The sequence below is a fragment of the Microbispora hainanensis genome (genome assembly GCF_006874475.1).
Lineage (GTDB): Bacteria > Actinomycetota > Actinomycetes > Streptosporangiales > Streptosporangiaceae > Microbispora > Microbispora hainanensis.
The window spans coordinates 118,854-142,465 of the sequence record NZ_VIRM01000016.1 but is presented as its reverse complement, the minus strand read 5'-3'; the positions used below and the strand labels follow the sequence as shown (position 1 = coordinate 142,465).

Below are 23,612 nucleotides of genomic sequence, written 5' to 3'. Positions count from 1 at the left end.
CTGGGGTCGGTCGAGGTCCGGTAGGAGAACGCGGTGCCACCCCACTGGTAGGTCAGCACCCAGATGTTCTTCGGCGCGAAGTAGAACAGCGTCGGCGCGACGGCCGAGAAGTTCATCGTGTTCTGGCTGGCCGAGGCCATGTCGGACCAGTTCGTGAACAGGCCGAAGTTCATCGACCCCCAGCTCGATCCCGTGTTGTGCGTCGTCGCGTAGACCAGGTGCTTGCCGTTGTAGACGACGTTGGTGAAGTCCTTCAGCGAGACCCACCCGGACTTCGGCGTCGCCAGCGCGCCGGTCGAGGTCCAGCGGTACGTCGACGGGAGATCACACGTGCCGCCGGTCGGGGGCGTCGGGGACGGCGTCGAGCCGCCGCCGCCGCGGACGGTCCACTTCTGGTTGTCGCCGCCCCAGCAGCTGTAGAGCTGGATCTGGCTGCCGTTGGCGGTGCCGGCGCCGACGACGTCGAGGCACAGCCCGGACTGGACGCCCGCGATGGTGCCGTCGGAGTTCTGGCGCCACTTCTGGTTGTTCTGGCCGTTGCAGGACCAGATCACGACCTTGGTGCCGTTCGTGGTGCCCATGTTGTAGGCGTCCAGACACCGGGTGCCGTTGAACGTCCGCAGCTCACCGGAGGAGGTGAACTCGAATGCCTGGTTCGCCTGCCCGTTGCAGTCCCAGATCTGCAGAGCGGTGCCCAGCGCGTCGGTGTTGCCCGACACGTCCAGGCACCGTCCCGACGCCGCGCTCACCAACGGCGCCGCCGCCGCCGACGCCGGTGCCGACCACGTCACGAGGGACGCCAGCACGGTCGTCATCACCGTGGCCAGGACCGCCACGAGGCGCATGCGGGCCGGCGAACGACGCCGGCCGCTCGTCACTCGGATGGGGGGTGAATCCATTGTTTCGTTCTCCTTGGGGATGAAGGCGTGGCGGGCACGCCGGGAAAGCGGGGCCGGGCACGGCCGGGCGGCCGATCGGCTGCACCGCGGTGCCGTCGCGCTCGTTAGCGCTAACATTTCGGCGGCTGGTCCAGACTCCTCTCCCTCGACGACGTGATGTGGTGGTGCACGTATGACCGGGCGAGAGCCCGCTAAGAATGCGCTCCCTGTCGGCGCCTGCCACGCCCGGGACGCTCCGGGGTGGCGCGCGACGGCGGACCGTCTCCGATGATGGAGACCCCTCCTTCCCGGGCCTGCGGCGTGTTAGCGCTCACATTTTTTGCGGGATGCACTCCCGCGGGTGTCGATTCCACTGGTAATGGCGGAGCAAACCCGGACTCACCGGGGCGCGTCAAGAGGACGATCGAGAGCTCGATGCACAGGGAGCTTCCGGTGCGCGTCCACCTGGCGATATCGCCCCGCCCGTGCCGCCGGCGCGACGGCTCGCGATGAAACATTCACGACGGCGAACCGGCCCGACGCGGCGCCGTCGCCGTCCGGGCAGGGGCGCGCACTGACGCGTCTGCGAACCCGCCCTCTCGTCGTCCGCCTGCGAGCACGGGTCGTCCGTCTCCTCGTCAGGCGGTGCGGGCGTGGAAGGTGCCGCGGTAGGTCTGCGGGGCGACCCCGAGGATGCGGCGGAAGTGCGGGCGGAGGGCGATGCCGTTGCTGAAGCCGACCCTGCGGGCGATGGTGTCGACGCTGAGGTCGGTGGTCTCCAGCAGCCGCTGGGCCTGCATGATCCGCTGGGCCAGCAGCCATTGGAGCGGAGACGTGCCGGTGAGCCGGCGGAATCGGCGGTCGAAGCTCCGGCGGCTCATCAGGGCGTGCCTGGCCAGGGAGTCGACGTCCAGGCCGGGGTCGTCGAGGTGGCGGATGGCGTGGCTGAGGATCTCGCCGAGCGGGTCGTCGGTGCCGGGGTCGGGCAACGGGTGTTCGATGTACTGCGCCTGGCCGCCGCTGCGCTGCGGAGGCACGACCATGCGGCGGGCGATGGTGTTGGCGACCTGGGCGCCGAACCCGCGCCGCACCAGGTGCAGGCAGGCGTCGATGCCGGCGGCGGTTCCGGCCGAGGTGATCAGGTCGCCGTCGTCCACGAACAGCACCGAGGCGTCCACCCGTACGCCGGGGTAGGCGGCGGCGAGGGCGGGCGCGAAGAGCCAGTGGGTGGCCGCGCGGCGGCCGTCCAGCAGCCCGGCGGCGGCGAGCACGAACGCGCCGAGGCACAGCCCGACGACGGTCGCGCCGTCGGTGTGCGCGTCGCGCAGGGCGGCGAGCACCGGTTCCGGCGGACGCTGCGCCGGGCTGCGCCAGCTCGGCACGACGACGACGGCGGCGTCGGCCAGCGCGTCCAGCCCGTACGGCGCGGCCAGCCGGATCCCGCCGGTGGTGGTGAGCGGGCCGGGATCGCCGCCGACCGCGCGCAGGTCGAAACGAGGGACACCCGTGTCACTGCGGTCTGCGCCGAACACGCTGATCGGGACGCTGGTCTCGAACAGCGGCGCCCGGTCGAACATCACCACCGCGACGGTCAGCGGGTCACGTCGGCTCATCGCTCCCCCTTGGGTTGGCTTGAACCTATCGCAGGACGGCTTTCACGCCGCTTCCTCTCCGGGGGTCGTACGCCCGACGATCGTCCACAGGCGGTCCGGTCTGCACCGGAACGACCGCCGGCACGCACACTCCGCAAACGAGGACTGTCATGACCAACGCATCGCAGATCAGCGTCCACGCCCTCGGCGGGCCGACCGCGATCCTGGAGATCGGCGGGCTGCGCCTGCTCACCGACCCGACCTTCGACGCTCCCCGCGAATATGTGGCGGGCCCGGGACGGGTCCTGGTCAAGACCGCGCCCACCGCGCTGACGCCCGCGGAGATCGGCCCCGTCGACGCCGTGCTGCTCTCCCACGACCAGCACAAGGACAACCTCGACGTCGGCGGTCGCGACTACCTCGGCCAGGTGCCGCTCGTGCTCACCACCGCGAGCGCGGCAGACCGGCTGGGCGGCGCGAGCCGCGCCGTCCCCCTCTGGGAGCACGTCGACCTGTCCCGGCCCGGCGGCTCGGCGCTGCGTGTCACCCGGGTGCCCGCTCTGCACGGCCCCGAGGGCAGCGAGCCCGTCGTCGGGGAGGTCGCCGGGTTCGTGCTGTCCGGCCCCGGGACACCGACCGTGTACGTCAGCGGCGACAACGCCTCCCTCGACCTCGTCGCCCTGATCGCCGGACGGTTCGCCGTCGACGTCGCCGTCCTGTTCGCCGGAGCGGCCAGGACCGCTCTCCTCGGCGACGCCTACCTGACCCTCACCAGCGCGCAGGCGGCCGAGGCCGCCCGGATCCTGGGTGCGTCACACGTCGTCCCGCTGCACTTCGACAGCTGGGGCCACTTCACCGAGGGGGCCGACGCACTCACGAAGGCGTTCGCGCAGGCGGGGCTCACCGAGCGGCTCACCCTCCTGCACCCGGGCGGGCGCGCCACGCTCACGGTCGCGACCGCCTGACCGACTGACCGCCTGACCGACTGACCGGCAGCGGCGGATCGCGGCGCGCCTCAGGAGCCGAGGTAGCGCAGGACGGCCAGCACCCGGCGGCTGTAGCCGGTCGTGTGCGACAGCGCGAGCTTGTCGAACAGTGCGTTGACGTGCTTTTCCACCGCGCTCTGCGACACGTGCAGCGACTGGGCGATCGAGGCGTTCGTCAGGCCCTGGGCCATGAGTTCGAGGACCTGGCGCTCGCGGGCGGTGAGCTGGGCCAGCGGGTCGGCGTGGCTGGTGCGCGCGAGCAGCTGGCGCACCACCTCCGGGTCGAACGCCGTGCCGCCCTCGCCCACCCGCTCCAGCGCGTCCAGGAAGTCGCCCACCTGGGCCACACGGTCCTTGAGCAGGTAGCCGACCCCGTCGATGCTGCCGCTCATCAGCTCGGTGGCGTACTTCTTCTCGACGTACTGCGACAACACCAGCACCTTGACCTCGGGGCGGCGCCGCCGGATTTCCAGCGCGGCGCGCAGCCCCTCGTCCGTGTGGGTGGGCGGCATCCTCACGTCGACCACCACCGCGTCGGGGCTCTCGCCGTCCACCGCCTCAAGGAGCGCGTCGGCGTCGCCCACCGCGGCCAGGACGTCGTGGCCCTCCTCCTTGAGCAGCCGCACCAGGCCCTCGCGCAGCAGCGCCGAGTCTTCGGCCAGCATCACGCGCACGGCGCCCCCGCCTCGATCACGGCCCGTCCTCCGCCGGCGGCACCGCCATCCTTCACTCGCACGATGCCCATGCTGCCTCCCCGACGTGCCCGTACGGCGGCCAGGGTCGCCCCGGAAACCGGACCCCGCGGGTGAGCGGCCGGATGATCTCCATGAGGTGAATCAGCCAATGCGTCATGCGTCAGAGACTAGGAATGAGCAGCGTGGAGCCACCATGAGGCGGATGGCCGTTCGAGACTGTGGAAAACCACACCCGCCGTCGCGGAGGAGTCCGGGCGTGGGTCCTGCACCGCCGCCCGGCGCATCACTCGGCACGGCGCACGACCTCGACGCCGCCCGTGGGCGACAGCCGTACGGCACGCGGGCCGGATGCGACGCGCACCCGGCTCGCGACCTGCGACCGGAACCGCGGAGCGAAAGTCACGGGGCGGGCCGATCCCCCCGGCGCCGGCACGTACGTCGGCCGCACGTGGGCGCTCGCCTTCCGGTTCCGATGGGGGTCCGGCAGAACCGCTCCGGCCGTTCGCGCCGCTGATCGCGTGGCCGCCGCAGATGATGTCCGCAATCTCAAATCGATTCGTCCCCTGCGACCTGCCGAAAGCGACCGGGCCGCCGTGTGGCCGCGGATTCGCCTGCATGGATTCGGCATATATGGGGAAGGTCTCCCCAATCCCACGAAAGCGACACGGTTTGGCAACAAATTCGCCGGTCACTTCACGTGGGCGCCGGGGCAACCCCGCTCCGGCACGACCGCCGCACCGTTCGGCGGAGACCATCGGATCGAAACGATACGGAGGAACGGCGATGCCGACCAACCCCCACCGCCTGAAAAAAGGACTGATGTCCGGATCAGGCGGGCAACGCCGGCGCATCTCCCAGCCCATGATCCTCGCGACCGCACTCGTACTGACGGCGTCCGGCGGCATCGGAGCGACGGCCGCCGCCGCCTCCTCCGCTCCCGTCACCCCGCCCGGCGAGACCGCGGACCCCGTCGTGACGGCCACCGTGACGATCACGCCGACGGCCGGCCAGGCCGAAACCCCCATCGACGCCTCCACGGCGCCGCCCACTCCCGCAGTGCCCATGGTGGGCCCGTTCCTCGGCGCGCTGCACGGCGAGGTCGTCGTGCCGGCCAATGACGGGTGCGGCAGCGTCACGGTGTTCACCCAGACCGGGCAGGCCGTCGCCGTGGCGGACGACTCGATCACCGTCCGGAGCCAGGACGGTTTCGAGCGGTCGTACGCGATCGGCGACTCCACTCGGGTGCTCACCGCCCGCAGGGGCGGCGAGATCCGGGAGAACGCCTGGATCTCGGTGATCGCGACCGTCCAGCCCGGCACGGCGACGCCCACCCCGCCGGTTCCGACACCGGTCCCGTCCACCTCACCGTCGGCTCCCGAAGCCACACCTCCCGGAATCACACCTCCCGGAACCACACCGACCGGAACCACACCGACAGCACCCGAGACCTCGCCCTCGGCTCAGACCACACCGACGGCTCCCGAGCCATCGCCGACGCTTTCGGAAGGCACTCCGCCGTCCTCCGAGAGCACGCCAACGCCTGCGGAAAACACCCAGGCTCCTCCGGCCGAGACCACGACGGCTCCCCCTGGCGAGACGGGCACCACTCCCCCGCAGACCGAGGAGACGACACCTGCCGCCCCTCAGGGGGAGACGGCGGCGGCCGCCTACGTCTTCGACCTCTCACGGCCGAGCAAGCGGCTGTTCTATCTCGGCAAGAGCTCTCCGTACTCGTTGAAGTGGCATTCGGGGAAGCCCGCCTGGCGCACTCCTAAGCCGTGTCCGACACCGACGGTCATCCCCACGGACCCGCCGGCCACGACCCCCACGGACTCCCCGGCCCCCACGGAAAGCACCGTCCCCACCGAGAGCACCGTCCCGACGGAGAGCACGGTCCCCACGGAAAGCGCGACGCCCGTCCCCGAGCCCACGCTCACGGACACGCCGGCCCCGGCTCCCAACTCCTGACCGCTCCCGACTCCTGACCGACCATGCGGCCGGCCCCCGCCTCCCGGCGAGGGCCGGCCCTGGACTCACCCGCCTCCGCCACTCGTCCCGTTCGGCACGACCGCCCGCGCCGCCCGGCTGCACGGTGCGGGCCGCCGGGCCGACGCCGTGGCCGAGGGAGTGCAGGCGACCTGGCTCGCGGCCGTCGCCGGGCTGGTGATCACCGTGGCGGGACAACTGCTCGCCGCGCCGGTCGCCCATGTCCTCACCGGTGACGGCGGGGTCGCCGACGCCGCCGCGAGCTGGCTCAGGATCGCCCTGCTCGGCGCTCCGCTGATCCTGATCACCATGGCGGGGAACGGCTGGATGCGCGGCGTGCAGGACATGCGGCGCCCGCTGCGCTACGTGCTCACGGGCAACGTGATCTCCACGGCGCTGTGCCCGGCGCTGGTGTATGGGCTCGGCTGGGGGATCGACGGCTCGGCGGCCGCCAACGTGGCCGGGCAGGCGGTCTCCGCGATCCTGTTCGTGCGGGCGCTGCGGGCCGAGGGCGTGCCGCTCGCTCCGACGCCGGCCGCCATGCGTGCCCAGCTCGGTCTGGCGCGCGACCTGGTGCTGCTCGGCCTGGCCTTCCAGGCGTGCTGGGTGTCGGCGACCGCGGTCGCCGCCCACACCTCCGCCGCGGCCGCCGGTGCGCACCAGGTGGTGTTCCAGCTGTGGATGTTCCTGGCCTTCGTCCTCGACGCGCTGGCCATCGCCGCGCAGGCGCTGGTCGGGGCCGCGCTCGGCGCGAACGACGCGGAGCGGGCGCGCCGCCTGGCCTGGCAGGTGACCGGCTGCGGGCTGGTCTTCGGCACCCTGCTCGGCGTGGTGTTCGCGGCGCTGGCCGCTCTCCTCCCCCACGTGTTCACCGGCGACCCGACGGTGCTGGCCGAGATGCCCGGCGCCTGGTGGTTCTTCGTCGCGCTGCAGCCGATCGGCGGTGTCGTGTTCACGCTCGACGGGGTGCTGCTCGGCGCCGGGGACGCGGCTTATCTGCGCACCGCGACGGCGAGCGGGGCGGTGCTGGGGTTTCTGCCGGTGGTGTGGGCCTCACTGCGATTCGGCTGGGGGCTGGTGGGGATCTGGTCGGGATTGTCCGCCTTCCTGCTGATTCGAATGATCACTGTGCTGGTCAGGCTGCGATCCGGCCGCTGGGCGGTGCTCGGCGCCGTACGGTGATCCGCCCGGCTCGCCGGACGCGGTCCGCGGCCCGGGGACGGCCTACGCGCCCCTCCACGCACATCGCGTACGCGTTGTCGTGGAGGGGCAGGTCGTTCCGCAGGCCGTCAGACCGCCTTCTAGTTGACGCAGCCGAACAATGCGGGGAAGGCGTTCGAGCAGTGACCCGCGACGCAGACGTCCCAGAGGATGTCGTCGAGGTCCGAGCTGGAACAGCCCCGGGAGCAGTCGCTCCCGAAGGAGTCGGTCAGGAAGGGCGCCGTCCGGAAAGCGGAGTTTTCGAAGGTGTTGTTGAACCCGGCATCGAACTCGTTGGACGGGTTGCTCCAGCCGGTCGGGGCGGTCGAGGCGCTCGCCGCCGTGGCGCCCAGGGCGAGGGCACCACCACCGAGCGCGGTGGAAAGGGCGAGTCCGGCGATGACCTTCTTGAGCTTGGGCATTTCGTCCCCCTCTAAAGGATCAACTGCCTAATATGTGCGCCATTCCCGAATTGGCAAGAATGGCGCGTAATGACCGTTAAGTCGGTCATTGCCCCACGGCGTCATTGTTTCCTGACAGAACGGGCGACAAACGGCGATCTACGGTATTTAATGCCTATTGTCCCATTCAGGGCCTTCGCGGCGCACTTATGCCGCCTTTATCCCCTAATGTCCGATTTTGCGAGCCGCCTCCGCCGGAGGATGGCAGGCGTCGTCCGACCGCAGCCTGCCGTTCAGCGCGTCCCTGAGCGCGTCGGAGAAGTAGTGGAAGTCGGGAGCCGCACCGGACGTGGTCGTCGCCACCGGGAGCAGGCAGGATCGGAACACCTGGCTGAACGTCGCGTAGTAGGCGGACATGGGACGCTGCCTCGCGTGGTCCACCGCCCGGCGGACCTCGCCGGCGAACCTCGCGAGTTGACCGCCGGTGATCTCGGTGTCCCGCTCGGCCTGGCGGGCCGCACCGTCCCCGCCGTCGCCCGCGAGCTCTCCGCACGTCCGTGCGGTCCCCGAGCTCTCGTATCGCTCGTACAGCGCCGTGACCACCGGCGGATAGCCGGCGCAGGCGAACAACCTCTCCTGGACCTCCTCCGAGATCAGGTAGTAGATGAGCTCCCTGGCCTCCTCCTTGTGCGGCGAGTCCTCGGCGATGGCGAGGTCGACGCCGCCCAGCACGCCGGTGCCCGGGAACGAGAGCACCTGGAACTTCAGCGACCCGTCGTCGCCGCGCATCAGCGGGTCGGCGGCCAGCCGGTTGAAGGCGAACGGCCAGTTCCGCATGTAGCCCACGAGGCCCGTGCGGAAGGCCTGCAGGCTGCTCTCCTCGCGTAACGCGCTCTCGTTCCGCAGCGTGCGCGTGCCGTCCTCGTCCGTGAACAGGGCCTCGCGCCAGGCGCGGAGCGCGTCCATCAGCTTCTCGCCGTTGCCGTCCTGGTCGAGGACGACGTTTCCCCTGTCGTCGAAGACGACGTCGTCCTGCGAGGCCTTCCGGTTCTGGGCCGAGAAGATCGCTTCGAGCAGGTTGACGGTGCCGCCCTCGTAATCGTCGAACTGCGCCGCATAGCCGTGCGCCTTGGCGAGTTCGAGGAACCTCTTCGTGTCCTGCGGCGGCGGAGCCGGTGCGTCGGTGCGCCGATAGAGAAGCGGAGCGTCGGCGGCGAACGGCACCGCGAACCGCTCTCCGTCGACCCGGCCGGTCTCAAGGGACGTGCGCAGGAAGTAGCGCTCCGGGGGGACGCCCAGCTTGCCGGGATCCAGCTCGAACTTCTCGAGATAGCCGTTCCTGGCGAACTCGGTGATGTAGGCGACGTCCAGGAGGAGCACGTCGTAGGCGCAGCGCTTCGACTGCGCCGCCGCGGCGAGCTCTGAACGCTGCTCGTCGGACGACTCGGAGATCTCGACCAGCGTCGCCTTCAACGGCTTCGTCTTCAGCTTGCGCTGCTCGTCGTTCCACGCCTTGATCACGTCGTGGCGTACGCCGCCGGCGCCGATCTCCGCCCCCGTCCCGATGATCAGGTCGTCCGGGCGTCCGGGGCAGGCGCCCTGTGCGGAGGGCGCCGCGGAGTGCCGGCTCACCGCGATCACGAACACCGCGCCCGCCAGGAAGCAGGCCGCGGCGAGTCTGAGGTGGAACCTCGTGAAGCGTTCGTACCAGCGGCTCCAGAACGACCGGGCGGGACCCGCCGCCATCACGACCACTCCCTGACCTGGAAGATCATCCGTCCGAGCGCTCCCGCGACGTCCGTGCCGGCCGTGTCTTCGCACACGACGTGTTTCACAACGGGTCCGGAGGACCCGGGGGTGCCATCGGACGGCGACGGCCGCACGGAGCGAGGAGCCTCGAGCCCGTCCGGGCACCTGCCGCCGAACGTGAGGATGTAGAGGTTCGACACGTCCGCGGCTTTCTCCAGTGCGCGCCTGATCGACTGTGCCGCGTTCCCCGGGCCGGGTTCGTCGTTGAACGGGCCCCCGTCGGTGATGACGGCGAGCGAGTTCGCCGGACGGCCCAACCCGCCGATCAGCGCGGAGACGGGCTCGTCGAAGCCCGACTGCCTGTCGTCCGCGATCCACCGGAGGACCTCGCCATAGCCCCCCGGGCCCTCTCCGCCGCCCCCGTCGCCCTCCCCCGCCATGGGCGCCCTCGGAGTGCCCTTGTCGTCGGCGAAGAACTTGCCCGCCGAGACCTGGTCGGTGTCCGTCAGGATCTGCCTGACCTCCGCCAGGGCGTCGTGCAGGTCGGAGGCGGACGCCGTGGGCGACCGGGCCATGGACCCCGATCCGTCGATCATGATCTGGAGATCCACCCGGTGACCCGGCCGGGCGGCGTCCGCGGATATCCGGGCCGGGGACGACGGTTGCGGCCCCTCTCCGGAGGGCTCGAACAGCTTGTTGTGCGCGAGCCACGTGGCGAAGGCGTCCAGCGCCGCCCGGCGGGCCGGATCCTCCGACCAGTTGATCTCCACGAACGGATAGTCGAGCGTGGGCAGGTCCACGGAGGAGACCGCGGTCAGCGCCGCTCTTCCCGCGAGCGGGTTGTGCGCGCATCCCTCTATGCCCATGTCACCGCCCCGGTTGTACTCGTCGGCGGTGTGCGACGGAACCAGCGCCACCAGCTTCGCCCAGTCCTCGCCGCTCCCCGCCTGGCCGGCTTTCAGATGGCACAGCAGCGCGTCGGCGCTGTTGTCGAAGGTCGCGCGCAGTGCGGCGCCGCCGGGCTCGGGTCCGGCCTGGCTCAGGGTCGTGGCCACGATCGCGCCCGACGTGGAGAACGCGGGCTGTGGGTAGACGAGCGACATGCCCTTGCTCCGGGCCCGCCGCACGATCTCGGCAAGCGGATAACCTGCGCTCTCCAGCTCGCCGGTGAGAAGGTCGTTCTTCGCGGCGCCGAACACCGCGATCGCCATGTGGTCCGTCCCCACCTGCTCGTCCCTCTTGTGCAGGAGGGAACGCAGGGTTTTCCTCGATACGCCGCCGTTTTTCGCCTCTTCCTTAATCGACACGTCCTGAACGACGAGGTCGAACTCCGCGGAACCGGTGGGAATCCACGCGTCGGGGGTCAGGCCGAGCATCCGGCGATAGGGTTCGTCGTTTTGCAGCGAATCATCCCGCAGCCACTCGTTGCGAAAGCCGTACCGCATTTCCTCGATCGTGGGCGCGGCGCCGACCGCGATCCGGACCGGTGCGCACCCGTCCGTCCGCTGCTCCTTCGTGTACGCCTCGGCCCTTTCCCGCAGCGCCGTCACGTTCTCCGGAGCGGTGATGACGCGCAGCTCCCGCGGGGGCTCGCACGCGCCGGACGGCGTGACCACCGTGACGACCACCAACCCCACCAGACCGGTGAACGCCCCCAGGCACGCGGCGATGTAGCCGACCGCGAGGGGCACCAGCATCCGGCCCGCCCAGCTCCGCAGCCCCTGGGGCCACTGGATCCGGTGGAAAGGCCACAGAACCACCGCGGCGACGGCCGCCGCCCATCGGCCCGGCGTCCTGACCCTGCCCCGCCACAGCGGATAGCAGCAGATGATCACAAGCGCCCCGACGGACGCGGGAACGGTGATGAGCGGAGTGACCGGCGCCTGCTCGATGAACCTCTGCAGGCTGTTGGAGAAGGGCGTCGCCGCCGCCGTCGCCACCAGCGTCGCCACAGAGGTGACCGCTGCGGTCAGCGCCGTGGTGACCAATCCGGATCGGCTGTTGGAGTGCCGATCCTGGTTCTTTCGCTTTTTTTCGTGTATATCCGGACTTTCTCCTGAGGATCGATCCGGACTTTCTCCTGGCGGGGGCACGGGGGCGGACATGAGGAAGAGCCTGTTCGACGGGCTGGACGATCCGGCCCGAGCCGGATCACGAAAGATCGACCCCTATTGTGCGCGGCGCTGTCAGGAAATGTAACCCCTTCCTTACAAACAGCCACCGCATCGCCGCTCAGCGTTGTGCGGATCGTGGTGTTCAGCCCGCGCGCAGCAGGGTGACGAGCTCCTGCGCGACGTCGAGGAACTGCTGACGCGAAGAGGTCGTGGTCTGCAGGTCGACGAACGCCTCGTGGGCCCCGGCCTCGGCGAGGGTCAGCAGATAGTCGGCGACCTGCCGTACGGTGCCCGCGTGCGGCACCTGGTCGGCGGGCGCCGGCGAGTCGGTGATCTGCGGGTTGACCCGCACCACCATGCGCAGGGCGGACGGATCCCGGCCCGCGCCGGACGCGGCCCGCAGCGCCATGTCCCAGAGGGCGGTCAGGTACGGCACGGGCATGGCCACACCCAGCCAGCCGTCGGCCCGGCGGCCGACCCGGTCCAGCGCCGGAGGCGTACAACCGGCGAGCAGGATCGGCGGACGCGGCCGCTGGCAGGGCTTGAGGTCGATGCGCGACGGCGGCACCGTCCACAGCGCGCCCTTGTGCTCGACCACCTCACTGGTCCAGACGGTCTCCAGCACGTCGAGCGTCTCCTCCAGCCGGGCGCCCCTCCCCCGCCAGGGCACCCCGGTCGCGGCGTACTCGTCACGAAGCCAGCCGAGACCGATGCCGACATCCAGCCGTCCCTGACTGAGCAGGTCGACCGAGGTCAGCGTACGGGCGAGCAGGACGGGCGGCTGCCACAGCGCGTTGAGCGCGCTGGTCCCCAGCCGGATCTCGCGCGTGCCGACCGCGGCCAGGGTCAGTGCGGTGAGCGGGTCGAAGAACGTCCCGAACGCCGCGGGGATCGTCCCGTCTCCTCCTGGGTACGGATCGCTGGGCGCCAGCGGAAGCAGGATCCGGTCGCCCGCCCAAAGGCTGTCGTAGCCCATCGCTTCGAGTGCCGTGCTCGCCTGCCGGATGAAACCCGGGTCGGCGAACGCGCCGTACTGGGGGACCGCGTATCCGAGTCGCATGAGCGCTTCCTCCGCGTCGCACCGGTTGCAGTTCGCCCTGATCGGGCGTCGGCGGAGACGCCAGGAAAGCCCGCTCGCGCCCCACGACTGGGGGTTACCTGTGGCCCGTGACCGAAACCGGCCGCGTGAGGGTTTCCCGCTCGCCGGTCCTCGGCTGCGGCGCAGGTCGGGGCGGCGGCATGTCGGCGTGCGCCCGGCCCGGCCGCCTGTCACGGCGGCCGGCCTGGTCGGCTCCGTGTCGCGGGCGGCCGGCCGGACGGGGCGAAGCCCGGTCTGAAATGTGCGATGAGGCGTCGTGAGCGTTCGCCGAGGCATGCCGCTCCGGCGAACGCTCCGGGTGTGCGGCTCAGACGCCGGCGGTCGCCTCCGCGCGCGGGGCGGCCTTCTCCGCGGCCTTCTCTGCGACCTTCTCCGCGGCCTCCGCCACGGACTCTCCGGTGGACTCCTCGGCGGCACCGTCCTCGGCGGCGGCATCCCCGGTGGAGATATCAGGGTGCGCCGCGATGAACTGCTCGATGACCTCGTCGGCCATCTTCCCCCGCGCGGGCACGTCGAGCCCCTGCTCGCGGGCCCATTCGCGTACGTCCGTCAGGGTGTAGCCGCGCAGCCGCGGGGAGGTGTCGGCGGCCTTCTTGGACCGCGACGCCTGCTTCACCTCACGGGCGTTCTCCAGCACTTCCTCGATGAACGCGAGAGCCTCGCTCAGCCGCTGCTGGTTCGCGTCGGACAGGTCGATGGCGAAGGTCCGGTTCAGCAGCGGGAACTCCCGTCTCGCCACATCGTCGCCCTCGGAGTGGTCGAGGTCGTCAACCAGTATCACCTTCTGCGCCACGTGCAGCCCTTCCAGGGTGGATCTCCGTCTAACTGGACCGTGGCATCCTACTGGTGCCCGCGTCACCGGCCCGCGTTTCCGGCCGCCTCGACCCCAGCACGAGCGCCACGGCGGCGACGCCGTACGCGGCGGTCGTGAGCAGCGCGGGCAGGAGAATCCCGGGAGACGAGTAGTCGGGCTGGCTGCCCGCGCTGATGTCCGCCATGACCGCCGAACGCGGGAACTCGTCGATCGCGACCACCAGATTGACGACCGCCATGACGCCGAGCAGCGCCACGACGCCCCACCTCACCCTCCGCAGGTGCCGGCGGAAGACCGCCGTCACCAGGACGAGCATCGGCAGCCACCACGCGATCATGACGTCCAGCCCGAAGAACCGGCGCGCGGCGACCCCGATGAAGAGCGCCAGGAAAGAGAGGATCGGCTGATAACCGGGATCACCGCCCTGCGTCGCGACGGGGAAACCCATGGGCGCCGCGGTGGCGAGCACCGACAGGAGCAGCCACGGCCATGCGCGGCGCGGGTTCGCCTCGCGTCGCGGAGCTCGTCCGGGCGCTGCCGGAGCATCCGGGGATACGGCGTTCATTCGGGACCGTGCGTGCCCCAGCCGGAGACGATCAGGTCGTCCTCGAAGACCAGCACCTCGTTGGCGAGCGCTCCCGTCTGCTTCCTGAAGTTGATGACGACGCAGTCGACGCCCGCGTAGACGCCGACGACCTCGAAGCGCAGGCCGGGGTTGCGCCGCAGTCCCTCGGCCCAGTAGGCCCGCAGCGCCTCCTTGCCGCGGATCGTGCCGTTCGAGCCCTCGACAAGGCGCGCCGCGATCGGGGAACGGAACACCACGTCATCGGCGTAGTGCCGCATGATCCGGTCGAGGTCGTGGGCGTTCCACTCGGCCACCCAGGTCTCGGCGAAGGCGTGTGCCCGGTCAAGATCCATGACCTCATCCAAGCACGCGCCGGCGCCTCAGCGTCTGCGCTTCCGTCCGCCGGTGCGGCCCCGGGCGCCGGGTCGCGGGCCGGGCACGAACCTGAGCGGATGCGACCGCGCACGCATGGGCTCGGCGACCAGCCTGCGCAGCTCCTCCATGCTCTCCTGGGCGGGGTGGCCGGAGGCGGCCATCGTCTCGACGAGGGTGAGCGCGTGCGGCCCGGCCATGGCGCGCAACTGCTCCTGCACCTTCTCCGGGCCCGCCGGCTCCAGCAGGCCGAGCACGCCCTCGAGGTACGCATCAGACACCCCCGCCCTCGGCCATGCAGCGGAGAGTATCCGTGCCTGGACGGACCGTAAGGAGGAAACGGCCCCGGCTGTGGATAACCGGCCGAGGAGACGGCGCTCAGGAGCCAGGGTGCAGGGGACGGTCCGAGCGGAGCGGGTAGGCGAAAGGCATGCCGGAGGGGCATCTGGTCCACCGCTACGCGGACGAGCAGCACGAGGCGCTCGCCGGGCGCGTGGTCAGGGCCACGAGCCCGCAGGGCAGGTTCGACGCGGGGCCGTACGACGGCAGGGTCGTCGAGGGCGTGGAGGCACTCGGCAAGCACCTTCTCTATTGGGTGGAGGACGCTCCGCCCATCCACGTGCACCTCGGCATGCAGGGCCTCTTCCTGCGGTACGACGACCCGGCGGCCGGGCCGCGCAAGGGCACGCGGCTGCGGCCGGCGACCGGCGACGCGGCGTTCGACCTGATCGCGCCGGCCCGCTGCGAGCCGATGGACGAGCGGGCGATGGCGGCGCTGCGGGCCGCCACCGGCCCCGACCCGCTACGCCGTGACGGAGACAGGGGCGAGGCCGTACGCCGCCTGCTCGCCACCCGCGTCCCGGTCGGCGCGACGTACGCGTGCCCGGCCGACCAGCACCTGCAGGCCATCTGACCTGGGAAGTCATGCCTTCATGGGGGTGTTATATCCAGGTGAGCGAAGGCCGGAGACTGCTGGACATCCACCGCATCTACGTCGAGCCCGCCGCGGCCGAGCTGCCGCGCGGCAAGGAGATCCTGGAGCGGTTCCCCGAGGCCGAGCGGATCGAGATCGAGGCCCACCACCGCATCCCCGAGCTGTACGGGGACGAGGCGAACGTGGCCCGCTGGGTCAGGATCAAGACCGAGGCGTTGGTCGTCGGCGTCAAGAAGTCGCTCACCGCGCGGCCGAACGGCCGGTCGAGCCACTTCATCGCGCCCTCGACGGCCAACGGCTGCGCGATGGCCTGCGCGTACTGCTACGTGCCGCGCCGCAAGGGCTACAGCAACCCGATCACGGTATTCGCCAACATCGACAAGATCACCGGCTATCTCGCCAGGCACGCCCGGCGGCAGGGGCCCAAGCCCGAGCCCGACCAGGTCGACCCGCGCGCCTGGGTCTACGACATCGGCGAGAACTCCGACTGCTCGGTGGACGCGACCGTCTCCGGCAACGTGCGCGATCTCGTCGATCTCTTCCGCGGCCTGCCGAACGCCAAGGCGAGCTTCGCCACCAAGTACGTCAACCGCGATCTGCTCGGCTGGGACCCGCGAGGCCGTACGCGCGTCCGGTTCAGCCTGATGCCGGCCGCCGACGCCAAGCTGCTGGACATCCGCACCTCGCCGGTCGCCGACCGGATCGCGGCGATCGACGACTTCGTCGAGGCGGGATATGAGGTGCACGTCAACTTCAGCCCGGTGGTCGTCCGGGACGGCTGGCTGGAGGACTGGGCCGAGCTGCTCGGGCAACTCGACGACGCGCTGAGCCCGGCCGCCCGTGCCCAGCTCGCCGCCGAGGTCATCTTCCTGACGCACAACGACCGGCTGCACGAGGTCAACCTCGGCTGGCACCCCAAGGCCGAGGAGGTGCTGTGGCGTCCCGATCTCCAACAGCCGAAGCGCTCGCAGACGGGCGGCTGGAACGTCCGCTACAAGACCGGTCAGAAAGGCCGCTACGTGACCACGCTCACCGACCTGATCGCCGAGAAGATCCCGTACTGCCGGGTCCGCTACGCCTTCTGACGGCGGCCCTCATCGCGGGAGGGGTCACAGACGCGTCGCGGTCAGCGCCACGGTGACGTAGGACATGGTGAAGCCGCCTCCCATCGCGTCGATCGCGGCCCCGACACCGGTGAGCACCTCGGGGAGCGCATGCGGCGGGAGCCGCGTGAGGGCGCCGGAGGTCGGCATCTGGTCCAGCCACTCGTCACGGGTGTAGTACCGCTGCCAGTCGTAGTGCCACTCCTCGACGTCGCCGAACGCGCCCGCGTCCCTGATTCCGTCGGCGGCCTTGGCGAACAGCGGCCGATAGCCGTCGAGGGCCGACTTCACAGGCCGGTCCTGCGACGGGAAGCCGGACATTACCCGCCGATAGACGGCGGCATGGGCCTCCGCCACGACGGTCGGGGGTTCGAACACGTGCCAGAACAGCGCCAGCCGGCCACCGGGACGCAGCACCTCGGCCGCCCTGGCCGCACCGGCGACCGGATCGATCCAGTGCCAGGCCGTCGCGGCGACGACCGCGTCGAACGTACGGCCGGCGGGGTCCCAGGCTTCGAAGGTCGCCACCTCGACATCGAGTCCTCTGCGGCGGGCGAAGCCGGCCATCCGGGCGTCGGGTTCGACGCCGAGCACCGTGCAGCCCGCCGCCTGGAACTGCCGGGCCGCGATGCCGGTGCCGCAGCCGACGTCGAGGACGTCGGGCCCGGGGCTCTCGGCGACGATCCGGTCGATCATCGCGTCGGGGTAGGGCGGCCGGGTCCGGTCGTACCGCTCGGCGTCCACGCCGAACGACTCCGCCATCTCCCTGGCCTTGTGTGATTCGTTCTCGGAAGCTGAAGTGGGCATGCGCCCACTATGAGTGGGCAAGTGCCCACTCGTCAATTCGGATAATCTCGACGCACGGACAGGAGGGATGGAACGGTGCCGACAGGGGTTGCCCTCCGCGACGCGCGGGAGCAGTTGTTCGAGGCCGCGGAGCGCGTCCTGCTCCGCGACGGGGTGAGCGCGCTGACCAGCCGGGCGGTCACCACCGAGGCGGGCTGCGCCAAGGGCGTCCTGCACCGGCACTTCGCCGACTTCGACGCCTTCCTCGCCGAGCTCGTCCTCGACCGCATCGCCAGGCTCGACGCCGAGGCCGCCGCCCTTCGCCGCGCCGCCGGGACAGGCACCGTGATCGGCAACCTCACCGTCGTGCTGACCGACCTGTTCGGGTCGGTCGCCGTGGCGGTCGTCGGCCTGATCATCTCCCGCGACGCCCTGCGCGCCCAGCTGCGGGAGGCCAGGCCGGGCCCCGGCCTCCCGCTCCTGACGGAGGCCGCGGCCATGCTCGCGTCCTACCTCGCCGCCGAGCGCGACCTCGGCCGCATCGCGGCGGACGCCGACGTCGACACGCTCGCCCCCACGCTGCTCGGCGCCTCACACCTGCTGTTCGCCGACCGGGACGGCGGCCCGCCGCAGGCCGACGCCGTCCAGAAGATGGTGACCACGGTCGTCGCCGGCGTCGTACGGGGCGAGTCTCGGGCGCAGGAAGCCGCCCCCTTCTACGACAAGGTCACCGCGAACCGGGCTCGAACTCCCCGGCCCTGACGCCGTCGAGGAACGCGGCCCATCCGGCGGGAGTGAAGAAAAGCGACGGATAGCGTCGAACACTTCCGCGGCGGCGGCAACATCCTCCCGATTGCTCGTGGTCAGGCCGCGTACGGCCGTCTCCAGGTGCGCCACCTCGGGCGGGTACCGTGATCAGACATGACGAGGCTGGCGCTCTTCGATCTGGACAACACACTGGTCGACCGCGACGAGGCATTCCGCCGGTGGGCCGAGGAGTTCGCGAACGACCACGGCCTGGACGCCGAGGCGGTCAAGCGGCTGGTCGCCCTCGACGAGCATGGTTACCTGCCGCGCGAGACGCTCTTCGCCCATATCCGGGAGGATTTCGGTATCGACGGCCCGGCCGAGGACCTGTGGGGCGCATACCGGCGCCGGATGCCGCACCTCGCCCGTTGCCCGCAGGAGGTGCGCGACGGCCTCACCCGTCTGCGTACGGCGGGCTGGCGGGTGGCGATCGTCACCAACGGGCACGCGGACAATCAGCTCGGCAAGATCCGGAGCACCGGCCTCGACGGCGACCGCGCGCGCCGCCCTCTGTGACGGGATGGCCTCGCCCGGCTGGGGGGTCAGCCGAGCAGCGGCGCGAGGGCCGTCTCCAGGTCGGGCAGGCCGGTGAACAGGACGGCCGTCATGCCGAGCGCCCTGGCCGCCTCGACGTTCTCCGCCCGGTCGTCCACGAACAGGCACCGCCCGAGTGGCACACCCGCGCGCTCGGCGGCGATCTCGTAGATGCGGGGGTCGGGCTTGGCCACGCCGACCCGGGCGCTGCTGACCACTTCGTCGGCGAAGTGGCTCAGGCCCAGCCAGGCCAGGTCGTCCTCCAGATCCAGCGTCGCGTTGGTGACCAGCACGACGGGCACGTGCGCCTGGGCGCGGCGCAGCAGGCCGAGCACGTCCTCGTCCGCCCGGGCGGGCGCCTTGACGAACGCCGTGACCAGCGCGCGGGCCTGCTCCAGCGGCACCTGGAGGGCCAGGGCGGCCTCGGCCGCCTCCGTCCACTGCTCGACGGTGATCTGCCCCAGCAGCGCCGGCCGGTCCACCTCGGGCGCGAAGACGACCTTCGCCGTGGTGCCCTCGGCCAGGCCCATGGCCCGTTCCAGCGCGGTCAGCTCCGACTGGTCGTGGAAGCGGATGACACCGTCGAAGTCGCACAGCACCGCGTCGTACGGCCGGGGGTTCGTCACCGCCCATGCATACCACGCGTGGGCCGGACCCCGAATGACATGATCGATGGGTGACGGTCAGACGGCTGCCCCTCCTCGTCCTGTGCGCGGCGCTGTGCGGGGTCCTGTGCACGGCGCTGTCGGCCTGCGGCCTCGTCCACGCGGGCGCGGGGGGCGAGGGCATGCTGGGCGCGGCGGACCTGTACGGCGCGTGGCCCACCGAGGTGTCCGGCGCGCATCCGCCGCTCGTGCCCGCACCCTGTCCGGACGAACCGTTCGGCAGCGACGACGACCGTCTGGACACGCGGGCGATCACGGCGAGCGTGGCTCCCGGGAGCGGCGACCGCCGCTTCCAGGTCTACGAGTACGTGGCCGGCTACCGCCCCGGCGGCGCGCAGGCGTACCTCGACGAACTGGGCGAGCGGCTCGGACGCTGCCAGGACGAGGAGGATCACTACTCCCTCGTCGCCAGGGACATCGGCGTGCCCGGCACGATGCTGGTGCAGCACGACCACCAGGAGGACGGCACGGAGACGACGGGCGTCTACCTGGTCGGCCGGGCCGGCGACCACATCGTCTCCGTCCTGGAGAGCACGGCCGGGGACGCCACGCTGGTGAACGAGATCGGCGTACGCGCGCTGCGCCGCGCGGGCGCGACCGGCGAGGCCACCCCCTCGATCGTCACGCACGAGGACACCACCCGCTGGGTCACCTACGCCGTGTCCACGGTCACCGAGGTCCGCGTCTCCCACGACGGCAGGGTCCTGACGCTCGACGCCCGGGTGCCCGACGGCCCCGACGGCTGCCTGCGCGGGCCGACCGGCAGGCTGGACGGCTTCGAGCCGAAGCTGGTCCGCGTCGACATCCGCTTCGAGTCCCGGCTTCTGATGGCGGGGAACGGCTGCCCCGGCGAGCGTACGGTGCCGGTGGAGGTGCGGCTGCCCAAGCCGCTCGGCGAGCGCGACGTGGTCGTCAACCTCGACCAGCGCTACACCCTCGACCGGCCGGGCCTGCTGCGCCGCTGCGGCGAGCTCGGCTGTCACCCGGCGCCGACGGGCTGCACCTCCGACTCCTACTTCCAGGCCGCCAGGGACGCGGACGCGCCGGAGCACAGCTATCACCATGAGCGGGCATGCGACGGGAAGTGGCTCGTCATGGACATCTCGATCAACGGCGGGCCGGTGTGCGAGAGGCCGGGCGACTGCGCGGGCGCGTCCCGGACGACCCGGTACTTCTACCGTGCGACGCCCACGGGGTGGCGGGTGATCGCGGGCACGACCAAGCCCGGATGCGACGACGTGCTCGCCGCGGAGCCGCGCTTCCCGCGCGAGCTCTGCGCGACGCTCACCGCACCCTGACAGCCTGGGCACCCGGAGGCGGCCCGGGGACGGCCCGGAGGCGGCCCGGGGACGGCCTACGTCAGCGCAGCATGTCGAGGGACCGGGCGGTGCCGAGGGAGTCGTCGGCCGCCGTGTGCCGGGGCTCGGCCTCTCCGCGCAGCACCTCGTGGATGTGGCGGATGCCCCAGGAGAACGCGGTGCCCTCGCCCGGCTCGTGCCGGGCGACAAGACGTCCATCACGCCACACTTCGAGCCCGTCGTGCGGCCCGGGGTGGAACGGGTTGGTCAGCCGGATCTCCCCGCCCGTGCCGACCAGCCGGGTGTACGTCGTGAACGGCAGGGCGAAGCTGCAGCTCATCATCAGCCGGCCGGAGTCGAACTCCAGGACCCCGGCGGTCTCGATGTCCACCCCCGCCTCGCCCTTGACCGCGACGGCGTGCCCGGCGACGGCGTCGCCGCCGAACAGCACGTGCGCGAGCCGTACGGGATAGCAGCCCACGTCGTAGAGCGCGCCGCCACCGAGGGCCGGGTCGAGCCGAATGTCCTCGGTGCCCTCCATCGTGAAGGTGAACGACGACCAGATCTCCCGCAGCTCGCCGATCGCGCCGTCGGCGAGCAGGCCGCGCAGCCGGGCCGTCTGCGGGTGGAACGGGAAGACGAACGCCTCCCAGAGCGGCCGGGCCGAACGGCGCGCCACCTCGATGACGTTCCCGGCCTCCTCGGCCGTGAGGCACAGCGGCTTCTCGCACAGGACCGCCTTGCCCGCTTCCAGGGCGGCGATGGTCCACTGCGCGTGCAGGGCGTTCGGCAGCGGGATGTACACCGCGTCGATCGACGGGTCCTCGATGACGGCCTCATAGCCGCGTACGGCCCGGGTCACGCCGTTCCGCGCGGCGAACTCCTCGGCCCGGGACAGATCACGGCCCGCCACCACGGCCGCCGTACCTCCGCCGGCCTCGCGCAACGCGGGCAGGAACGCCCGCGCGGCGATGCCCGCCGTCCCGAGGACGCCCCACCGGACAGCCCCACTCATACCGCACCCACTCCTCGCCGCCGTTACCGACGTTTAGCCATTCACCGCGGAATACCTGCCGGGACCGTAGCACAGCGGTGCTGATGGGAACTTTTGCCTCTAAAGTCCGATATCGGGGAGCCCGCCGGGTACGTGACCCGCCGATCCCGACCGGGACGCCAGGCGAGCGGACGAGGAATGCAGGAAATGAGCGAGGAAATATGGCGATTCACCCATCTGCCGAGTGACCGGGCGCCCGGACCCGACTATTCGGGGCCCGGAGTCGAGGCGGAGCTCACCGGCCGGATGCCGGAGGGCCGCCCCGCCGAGCGACCCCAGCGGCCCGAGCGGTCGGAACGGTCAGAACGGTCAGAACGGCCCGAGCACTTCGATCGCGGCAGATATGACGACCTCTACACGGCCCGGGCCTCGTCGGCCCACGGCACGGTGGCGTCGGACGACGGCACGCTCGACGTCCGCGTCAAGGCGCCGGGCGAGCTCGGCGGCCCCGGCGGGGCGACCAATCCCGAGCAACTGCTCGCGGCGGCGTACGCCTCCTGTTTCCACAACTCGCTCGCGCTCGTCGCCGGACGGCAGGGCGTCCACACCTCGGGCGCCACGGTGGACACGGCCGTCACGCTGCGCAAGCGCGGCACCACCGACGACTACACGATCGCCACCGACCTGACCGTACGCCTGCCGGGGGTCGAGCCCGAGACGGCCCGCAGGCTGGTGGAACAGGCCCACGGAGAGTGCCCCTATTCGCGGGCCTTCATGCAGGGCGCCGAGGTGCACGTCCACCTCGCCTGAGCGCCCGCCACCCGTCCCGGACCCGGCCGGGACGGGTCCGCGTCACGTACGTCGCGGGCCCGCCCGGCCGGTTCCGCTGTCTCAGACCCTCTGCCACAGCGCGGGGACGTTCGGCGGCTCCCAGCCCACGAGCGCCGTGTGAGCCTGGATGCACCGGTACGTCGCACCGCCGTAGGTGACCTGGTCACCCACCTTGTACGCCGTACCGGCGGCCCAGGTGCCCTTGGGAACGGTCGGCGTGGGCGTCGGCGTGGGCGTCGGGGTGCGCGTCGGCGTGGGAGACGGGGTCGGAGTGCGCGTCCGAGTGGGCGTCGGAGTGGGCGTGGGGCTGGGCGTCCCGCCCCCGCCGACCTGGAGGTCGACGCAGGCGTAGAACGCGTTGGCGGTGTCGGCGACGTTCCAGATCGCCAGCACCTTCTGCCGGCCCGTCCGTCCGCCCAGGTTCACGGTGTGGCTGACGGTGGCCGGGGGCTGCGCCCCGTGATCGTCGAAGACGGCGATCCGGGTGCCTCCGATGTAGTACTCCCACGTGCTGGTCGAGTGGCGGGCGGTCAGCGACCACGTGAAGGTGACGGTGTTGCCGACGCTGGTGGCCGGCCAGGGCTTGCTCTCGTCGTCGAGCTGGGCGAAGCGTGCGTTGCCGCCACTGCAGCTGCGCAGCCCCTTCGGTCCTTCCACGCTCTGGGGCTCGTAGACGATGTCGCCGCAATTGGGCACACGGCCCTGGGCGCACATCGCCTGGCGGCTCGCGGGCGACGAGATGTATCCGTGCGCCTGGGCCGGTGAGGCGATGAACACCGTGGCGCCGATGCCGATCGTCGCCGTTGCGAGGAAGGTCAGCGTCCTTCGCATGTGTGCTCCTCACTGCTGGGGGGGTGGCGTAAATATAAAAGAAAGTTTCCTAACAGTGAAGGCCCAATGACAGCGACAGTCAGGAACCGCAGGCCGATCGGCCCAGCATGGCGCGGCAGCTTGGCGGGGCCCCCGAGCGGCTTTCCGCACTCCCCTCGTGGTGCACTGAGGTCAGGGGGATGTGCGCCATGCCGCGACGTTCGTCGATCACGGCCCGGCCGGCACCGGCCCACGGTGTCGCCGCCGTGCTGCCGTGCCTGGCGGCGACGTGCATCCGGCTGTTCGCGGATCACCCACCCGCCGCCGGCCCGGCCCCGCACCCGCAGTCGCACCCGCACGAGCTCCAGGCCCCGCACGAGCTCCGGGCACTGGGTCGTC

The 23,612-nt window shown here is 71.3% G+C and carries 23 protein-coding genes and 1 pseudogene; 9 read left to right on the top strand and 15 right to left on the bottom strand.

Annotated elements, in window-relative coordinates; all coding sequences use genetic code 11:
• Nucleotides 1-899, bottom strand: an 899-nt coding sequence (locus tag FLX08_RS42100) for a non-reducing end alpha-L-arabinofuranosidase family hydrolase (RefSeq protein WP_244312674.1), incomplete at its 3' end; no start/stop codon positions are given.
• A gap of 617 nt (nt 900-1,516) precedes the next feature.
• Nucleotides 1,517-2,491 (bottom strand): helix-turn-helix domain-containing protein, encoded by a 975-nt coding sequence (locus FLX08_RS15785; RefSeq protein WP_142619592.1) that lies wholly within the window; start codon nt 2,489-2,491, stop codon nt 1,517-1,519.
• 149 nt (nt 2,492-2,640) lie between these two features.
• On the opposite strand from FLX08_RS15785, the gene FLX08_RS15780 reads away from it, so the two are divergent.
• Complete coding sequence (locus FLX08_RS15780) at nt 2,641-3,435, top strand: MBL fold metallo-hydrolase (protein WP_142619591.1); 795 nt, start codon at nt 2,641-2,643, stop codon at nt 3,433-3,435.
• 50 nt (nt 3,436-3,485) lie between these two features.
• Here the strand turns inward: FLX08_RS15780 and FLX08_RS15775 are convergent, their stop codons facing one another.
• The gene (locus tag FLX08_RS15775; RefSeq protein WP_142619590.1) at nt 3,486-4,130 is read right to left on the bottom strand and encodes a response regulator transcription factor; all 645 of its coding nucleotides are present in this window, start codon (nt 4,128-4,130) and stop codon (nt 3,486-3,488) included.
• An 804-nt stretch (nt 4,131-4,934) separates the two neighbouring features.
• Here FLX08_RS15775 and FLX08_RS15770 point away from each other — a divergent pair.
• Both FLX08_RS15770 and FLX08_RS15765 read left to right on the top strand, forming a co-directional pair.
• On the top strand, nt 4,935-6,119 hold the full coding sequence (locus tag FLX08_RS15770) for a hypothetical protein (protein ID WP_142619589.1): 1,185 nt from the start codon (nt 4,935-4,937) through the stop codon (nt 6,117-6,119).
• Nucleotides 6,120-6,221: 102 nt separating this feature from the next.
• Nucleotides 6,222-7,319 (top strand): annotated as a pseudogene (locus FLX08_RS15765) (MATE family efflux transporter); the annotation flags it as partial.
• 119 nt (nt 7,320-7,438) lie between these two features.
• On the opposite strand, the gene FLX08_RS15760 reads toward FLX08_RS15765, so the two are convergent.
• The 8 genes from FLX08_RS15760 to FLX08_RS15730 form a co-directional block, all read right to left on the bottom strand.
• Complete coding sequence (locus FLX08_RS15760) at nt 7,439-7,759, bottom strand: hypothetical protein (RefSeq protein WP_142619587.1); 321 nt, start codon at nt 7,757-7,759, stop codon at nt 7,439-7,441.
• Nucleotides 7,760-7,963: 204 nt separating this feature from the next.
• The gene (locus FLX08_RS40660; protein ID WP_167530432.1) at nt 7,964-9,484 is read right to left on the bottom strand and encodes an extracellular solute-binding protein; all 1,521 of its coding nucleotides are present in this window, start codon (nt 9,482-9,484) and stop codon (nt 7,964-7,966) included.
• Nucleotides 9,484-11,475: a hypothetical protein gene (locus tag FLX08_RS40655; RefSeq protein WP_167530431.1), complete on the bottom strand. Its 1,992-nt coding sequence runs from the start codon at nt 11,473-11,475 to the stop codon at nt 9,484-9,486. The genes FLX08_RS40660 and FLX08_RS40655 overlap by 1 nt, the downstream gene beginning before the upstream one ends.
• Before the next feature lie 268 nt (nt 11,476-11,743).
• Nucleotides 11,744-12,661, bottom strand: a complete 918-nt coding sequence (locus FLX08_RS15750) for a TIGR03619 family F420-dependent LLM class oxidoreductase (RefSeq protein WP_142619585.1) — start codon at nt 12,659-12,661, stop codon at nt 11,744-11,746.
• A 346-nt stretch (nt 12,662-13,007) separates the two neighbouring features.
• On the bottom strand, nt 13,008-13,493 hold the full coding sequence (locus FLX08_RS15745) for a histone-like nucleoid-structuring protein Lsr2 (RefSeq protein WP_142619584.1): 486 nt from the start codon (nt 13,491-13,493) through the stop codon (nt 13,008-13,010).
• 28 nt (nt 13,494-13,521) lie between these two features.
• The gene (locus tag FLX08_RS15740; RefSeq protein ID WP_142619583.1) at nt 13,522-13,962 is read right to left on the bottom strand and encodes a hypothetical protein; all 441 of its coding nucleotides are present in this window, start codon (nt 13,960-13,962) and stop codon (nt 13,522-13,524) included.
• A 113-nt stretch (nt 13,963-14,075) separates the two neighbouring features.
• Entirely contained in the window at nt 14,076-14,432 is a 357-nt protein-coding gene (locus tag FLX08_RS15735) for a nuclear transport factor 2 family protein (RefSeq protein WP_142619582.1), read from the bottom strand.
• 27 nt (nt 14,433-14,459) lie between these two features.
• Nucleotides 14,460-14,732 (bottom strand): hypothetical protein, encoded by a 273-nt coding sequence (locus tag FLX08_RS15730; protein WP_142619581.1) that lies wholly within the window; start codon nt 14,730-14,732, stop codon nt 14,460-14,462.
• A gap of 149 nt (nt 14,733-14,881) precedes the next feature.
• Here FLX08_RS15730 and FLX08_RS15725 point away from each other — a divergent pair, with 149 nt between their 5' ends.
• The gene (locus FLX08_RS15725; protein WP_142619580.1) at nt 14,882-15,364 is read left to right on the top strand and encodes a DNA-formamidopyrimidine glycosylase family protein; all 483 of its coding nucleotides are present in this window, start codon (nt 14,882-14,884) and stop codon (nt 15,362-15,364) included.
• 38 nt (nt 15,365-15,402) lie between these two features.
• Nucleotides 15,403-16,470, top strand: coding sequence for a spore photoproduct lyase family protein (locus FLX08_RS15720; RefSeq protein ID WP_208761484.1), 1,068 nt, complete (start codon nt 15,403-15,405; stop codon nt 16,468-16,470).
• Nucleotides 16,471-16,494: 24 nt separating this feature from the next.
• Here the strand turns inward: FLX08_RS15720 and FLX08_RS15715 are convergent, their stop codons facing one another.
• Entirely contained in the window at nt 16,495-17,295 is an 801-nt protein-coding gene (locus FLX08_RS15715) for a class I SAM-dependent methyltransferase (RefSeq protein WP_142619578.1), read from the bottom strand.
• Between the two features lie 75 nt (nt 17,296-17,370).
• On the opposite strand from FLX08_RS15715, the gene FLX08_RS15710 reads away from it, so the two are divergent.
• Together FLX08_RS15710 and FLX08_RS15705 are read left to right on the top strand one after the other, a co-directional pair.
• Nucleotides 17,371-18,036, top strand: a complete 666-nt coding sequence (locus FLX08_RS15710) for a TetR/AcrR family transcriptional regulator (RefSeq protein ID WP_142619577.1) — start codon at nt 17,371-17,373, stop codon at nt 18,034-18,036.
• Between the two features lie 159 nt (nt 18,037-18,195).
• Nucleotides 18,196-18,597, top strand: coding sequence for an HAD family hydrolase (locus FLX08_RS15705; protein ID WP_142619576.1), 402 nt, complete (start codon nt 18,196-18,198; stop codon nt 18,595-18,597).
• A gap of 26 nt (nt 18,598-18,623) precedes the next feature.
• Here the strand turns inward: FLX08_RS15705 and FLX08_RS15700 are convergent, their stop codons facing one another.
• Entirely contained in the window at nt 18,624-19,241 is a 618-nt protein-coding gene (locus tag FLX08_RS15700; protein WP_208761483.1) for an HAD family hydrolase, read from the bottom strand.
• 50 nt (nt 19,242-19,291) lie between these two features.
• Here FLX08_RS15700 and FLX08_RS15695 point away from each other — a divergent pair, with 50 nt between their 5' ends.
• On the top strand, nt 19,292-20,578 hold the full coding sequence (locus FLX08_RS15695; RefSeq protein WP_142619575.1) for a hypothetical protein: 1,287 nt from the start codon (nt 19,292-19,294) through the stop codon (nt 20,576-20,578).
• A 61-nt stretch (nt 20,579-20,639) separates the two neighbouring features.
• Here FLX08_RS15695 and FLX08_RS15690 read toward each other — a convergent pair whose 3' ends face one another.
• Entirely contained in the window at nt 20,640-21,593 is a 954-nt protein-coding gene (locus FLX08_RS15690; RefSeq protein ID WP_142619574.1) for a Gfo/Idh/MocA family protein, read from the bottom strand.
• A gap of 186 nt (nt 21,594-21,779) precedes the next feature.
• Between FLX08_RS15690 and FLX08_RS15685 the strand changes: the two genes are divergently transcribed.
• Nucleotides 21,780-22,382, top strand: coding sequence for an Ohr family peroxiredoxin (locus tag FLX08_RS15685; RefSeq protein ID WP_208761482.1), 603 nt, complete (start codon nt 21,780-21,782; stop codon nt 22,380-22,382).
• A gap of 81 nt (nt 22,383-22,463) precedes the next feature.
• On the opposite strand, the gene FLX08_RS43240 is transcribed toward FLX08_RS15685, so the two are convergent.
• A complete protein-coding gene (locus FLX08_RS43240) occupies nt 22,464-23,234 on the bottom strand; it encodes a lytic polysaccharide monooxygenase (RefSeq protein ID WP_142619573.1) in 771 nt (256 codons plus the stop codon).
• Nucleotides 23,235-23,612 lie beyond the last annotated feature (378 nt).

What these genes read in the sequence shown, in the direction of transcription:
- FLX08_RS15760 (WP_142619587.1), bottom strand. Translation starts at nt 7,759, where the DNA reads ATGCCCAAGCTCAAGAAGGTCATCGCCGGACTCGCCCTTTCCACCGCG.
- FLX08_RS15735 (WP_142619582.1), bottom strand. Translation starts at nt 14,432, where the DNA reads ATGGATCTTGACCGGGCACACGCCTTCGCCGAGACCTGGGTGGCCGAG.
- FLX08_RS15715 (WP_142619578.1), bottom strand. Translation starts at nt 17,295, where the DNA reads ATGCCCACTTCAGCTTCCGAGAACGAATCACACAAGGCCAGGGAGATG.
- FLX08_RS40660 (WP_167530432.1), bottom strand. Translation starts at nt 9,484, where the DNA reads ATGGCGGCGGGTCCCGCCCGGTCGTTCTGGAGCCGCTGGTACGAACGC.
- FLX08_RS15770 (WP_142619589.1), top strand. Translation starts at nt 4,935, where the DNA reads ATGCCGACCAACCCCCACCGCCTGAAAAAAGGACTGATGTCCGGATCA.
- FLX08_RS15780 (WP_142619591.1), top strand. Translation starts at nt 2,641, where the DNA reads ATGACCAACGCATCGCAGATCAGCGTCCACGCCCTCGGCGGGCCGACC.
- FLX08_RS43240 (WP_142619573.1), bottom strand. Translation starts at nt 23,234, where the DNA reads ATGCGAAGGACGCTGACCTTCCTCGCAACGGCGACGATCGGCATCGGC.
- FLX08_RS15690 (WP_142619574.1), bottom strand. Translation starts at nt 21,593, where the DNA reads ATGAGTGGGGCTGTCCGGTGGGGCGTCCTCGGGACGGCGGGCATCGCC.
- FLX08_RS15740 (WP_142619583.1), bottom strand. Translation starts at nt 13,962, where the DNA reads ATGGGTTTCCCCGTCGCGACGCAGGGCGGTGATCCCGGTTATCAGCCG.
- FLX08_RS15785 (WP_142619592.1), bottom strand. Translation starts at nt 2,491, where the DNA reads ATGAGCCGACGTGACCCGCTGACCGTCGCGGTGGTGATGTTCGACCGG.
- FLX08_RS15705 (WP_142619576.1), top strand. Translation starts at nt 18,196, where the DNA reads ATGACGAGGCTGGCGCTCTTCGATCTGGACAACACACTGGTCGACCGC.
- FLX08_RS15750 (WP_142619585.1), bottom strand. Translation starts at nt 12,661, where the DNA reads ATGCGACTCGGATACGCGGTCCCCCAGTACGGCGCGTTCGCCGACCCG.
- FLX08_RS15725 (WP_142619580.1), top strand. Translation starts at nt 14,882, where the DNA reads ATGCCGGAGGGGCATCTGGTCCACCGCTACGCGGACGAGCAGCACGAG.
- FLX08_RS15685 (WP_208761482.1), top strand. Translation starts at nt 21,780, where the DNA reads ATGAGCGAGGAAATATGGCGATTCACCCATCTGCCGAGTGACCGGGCG.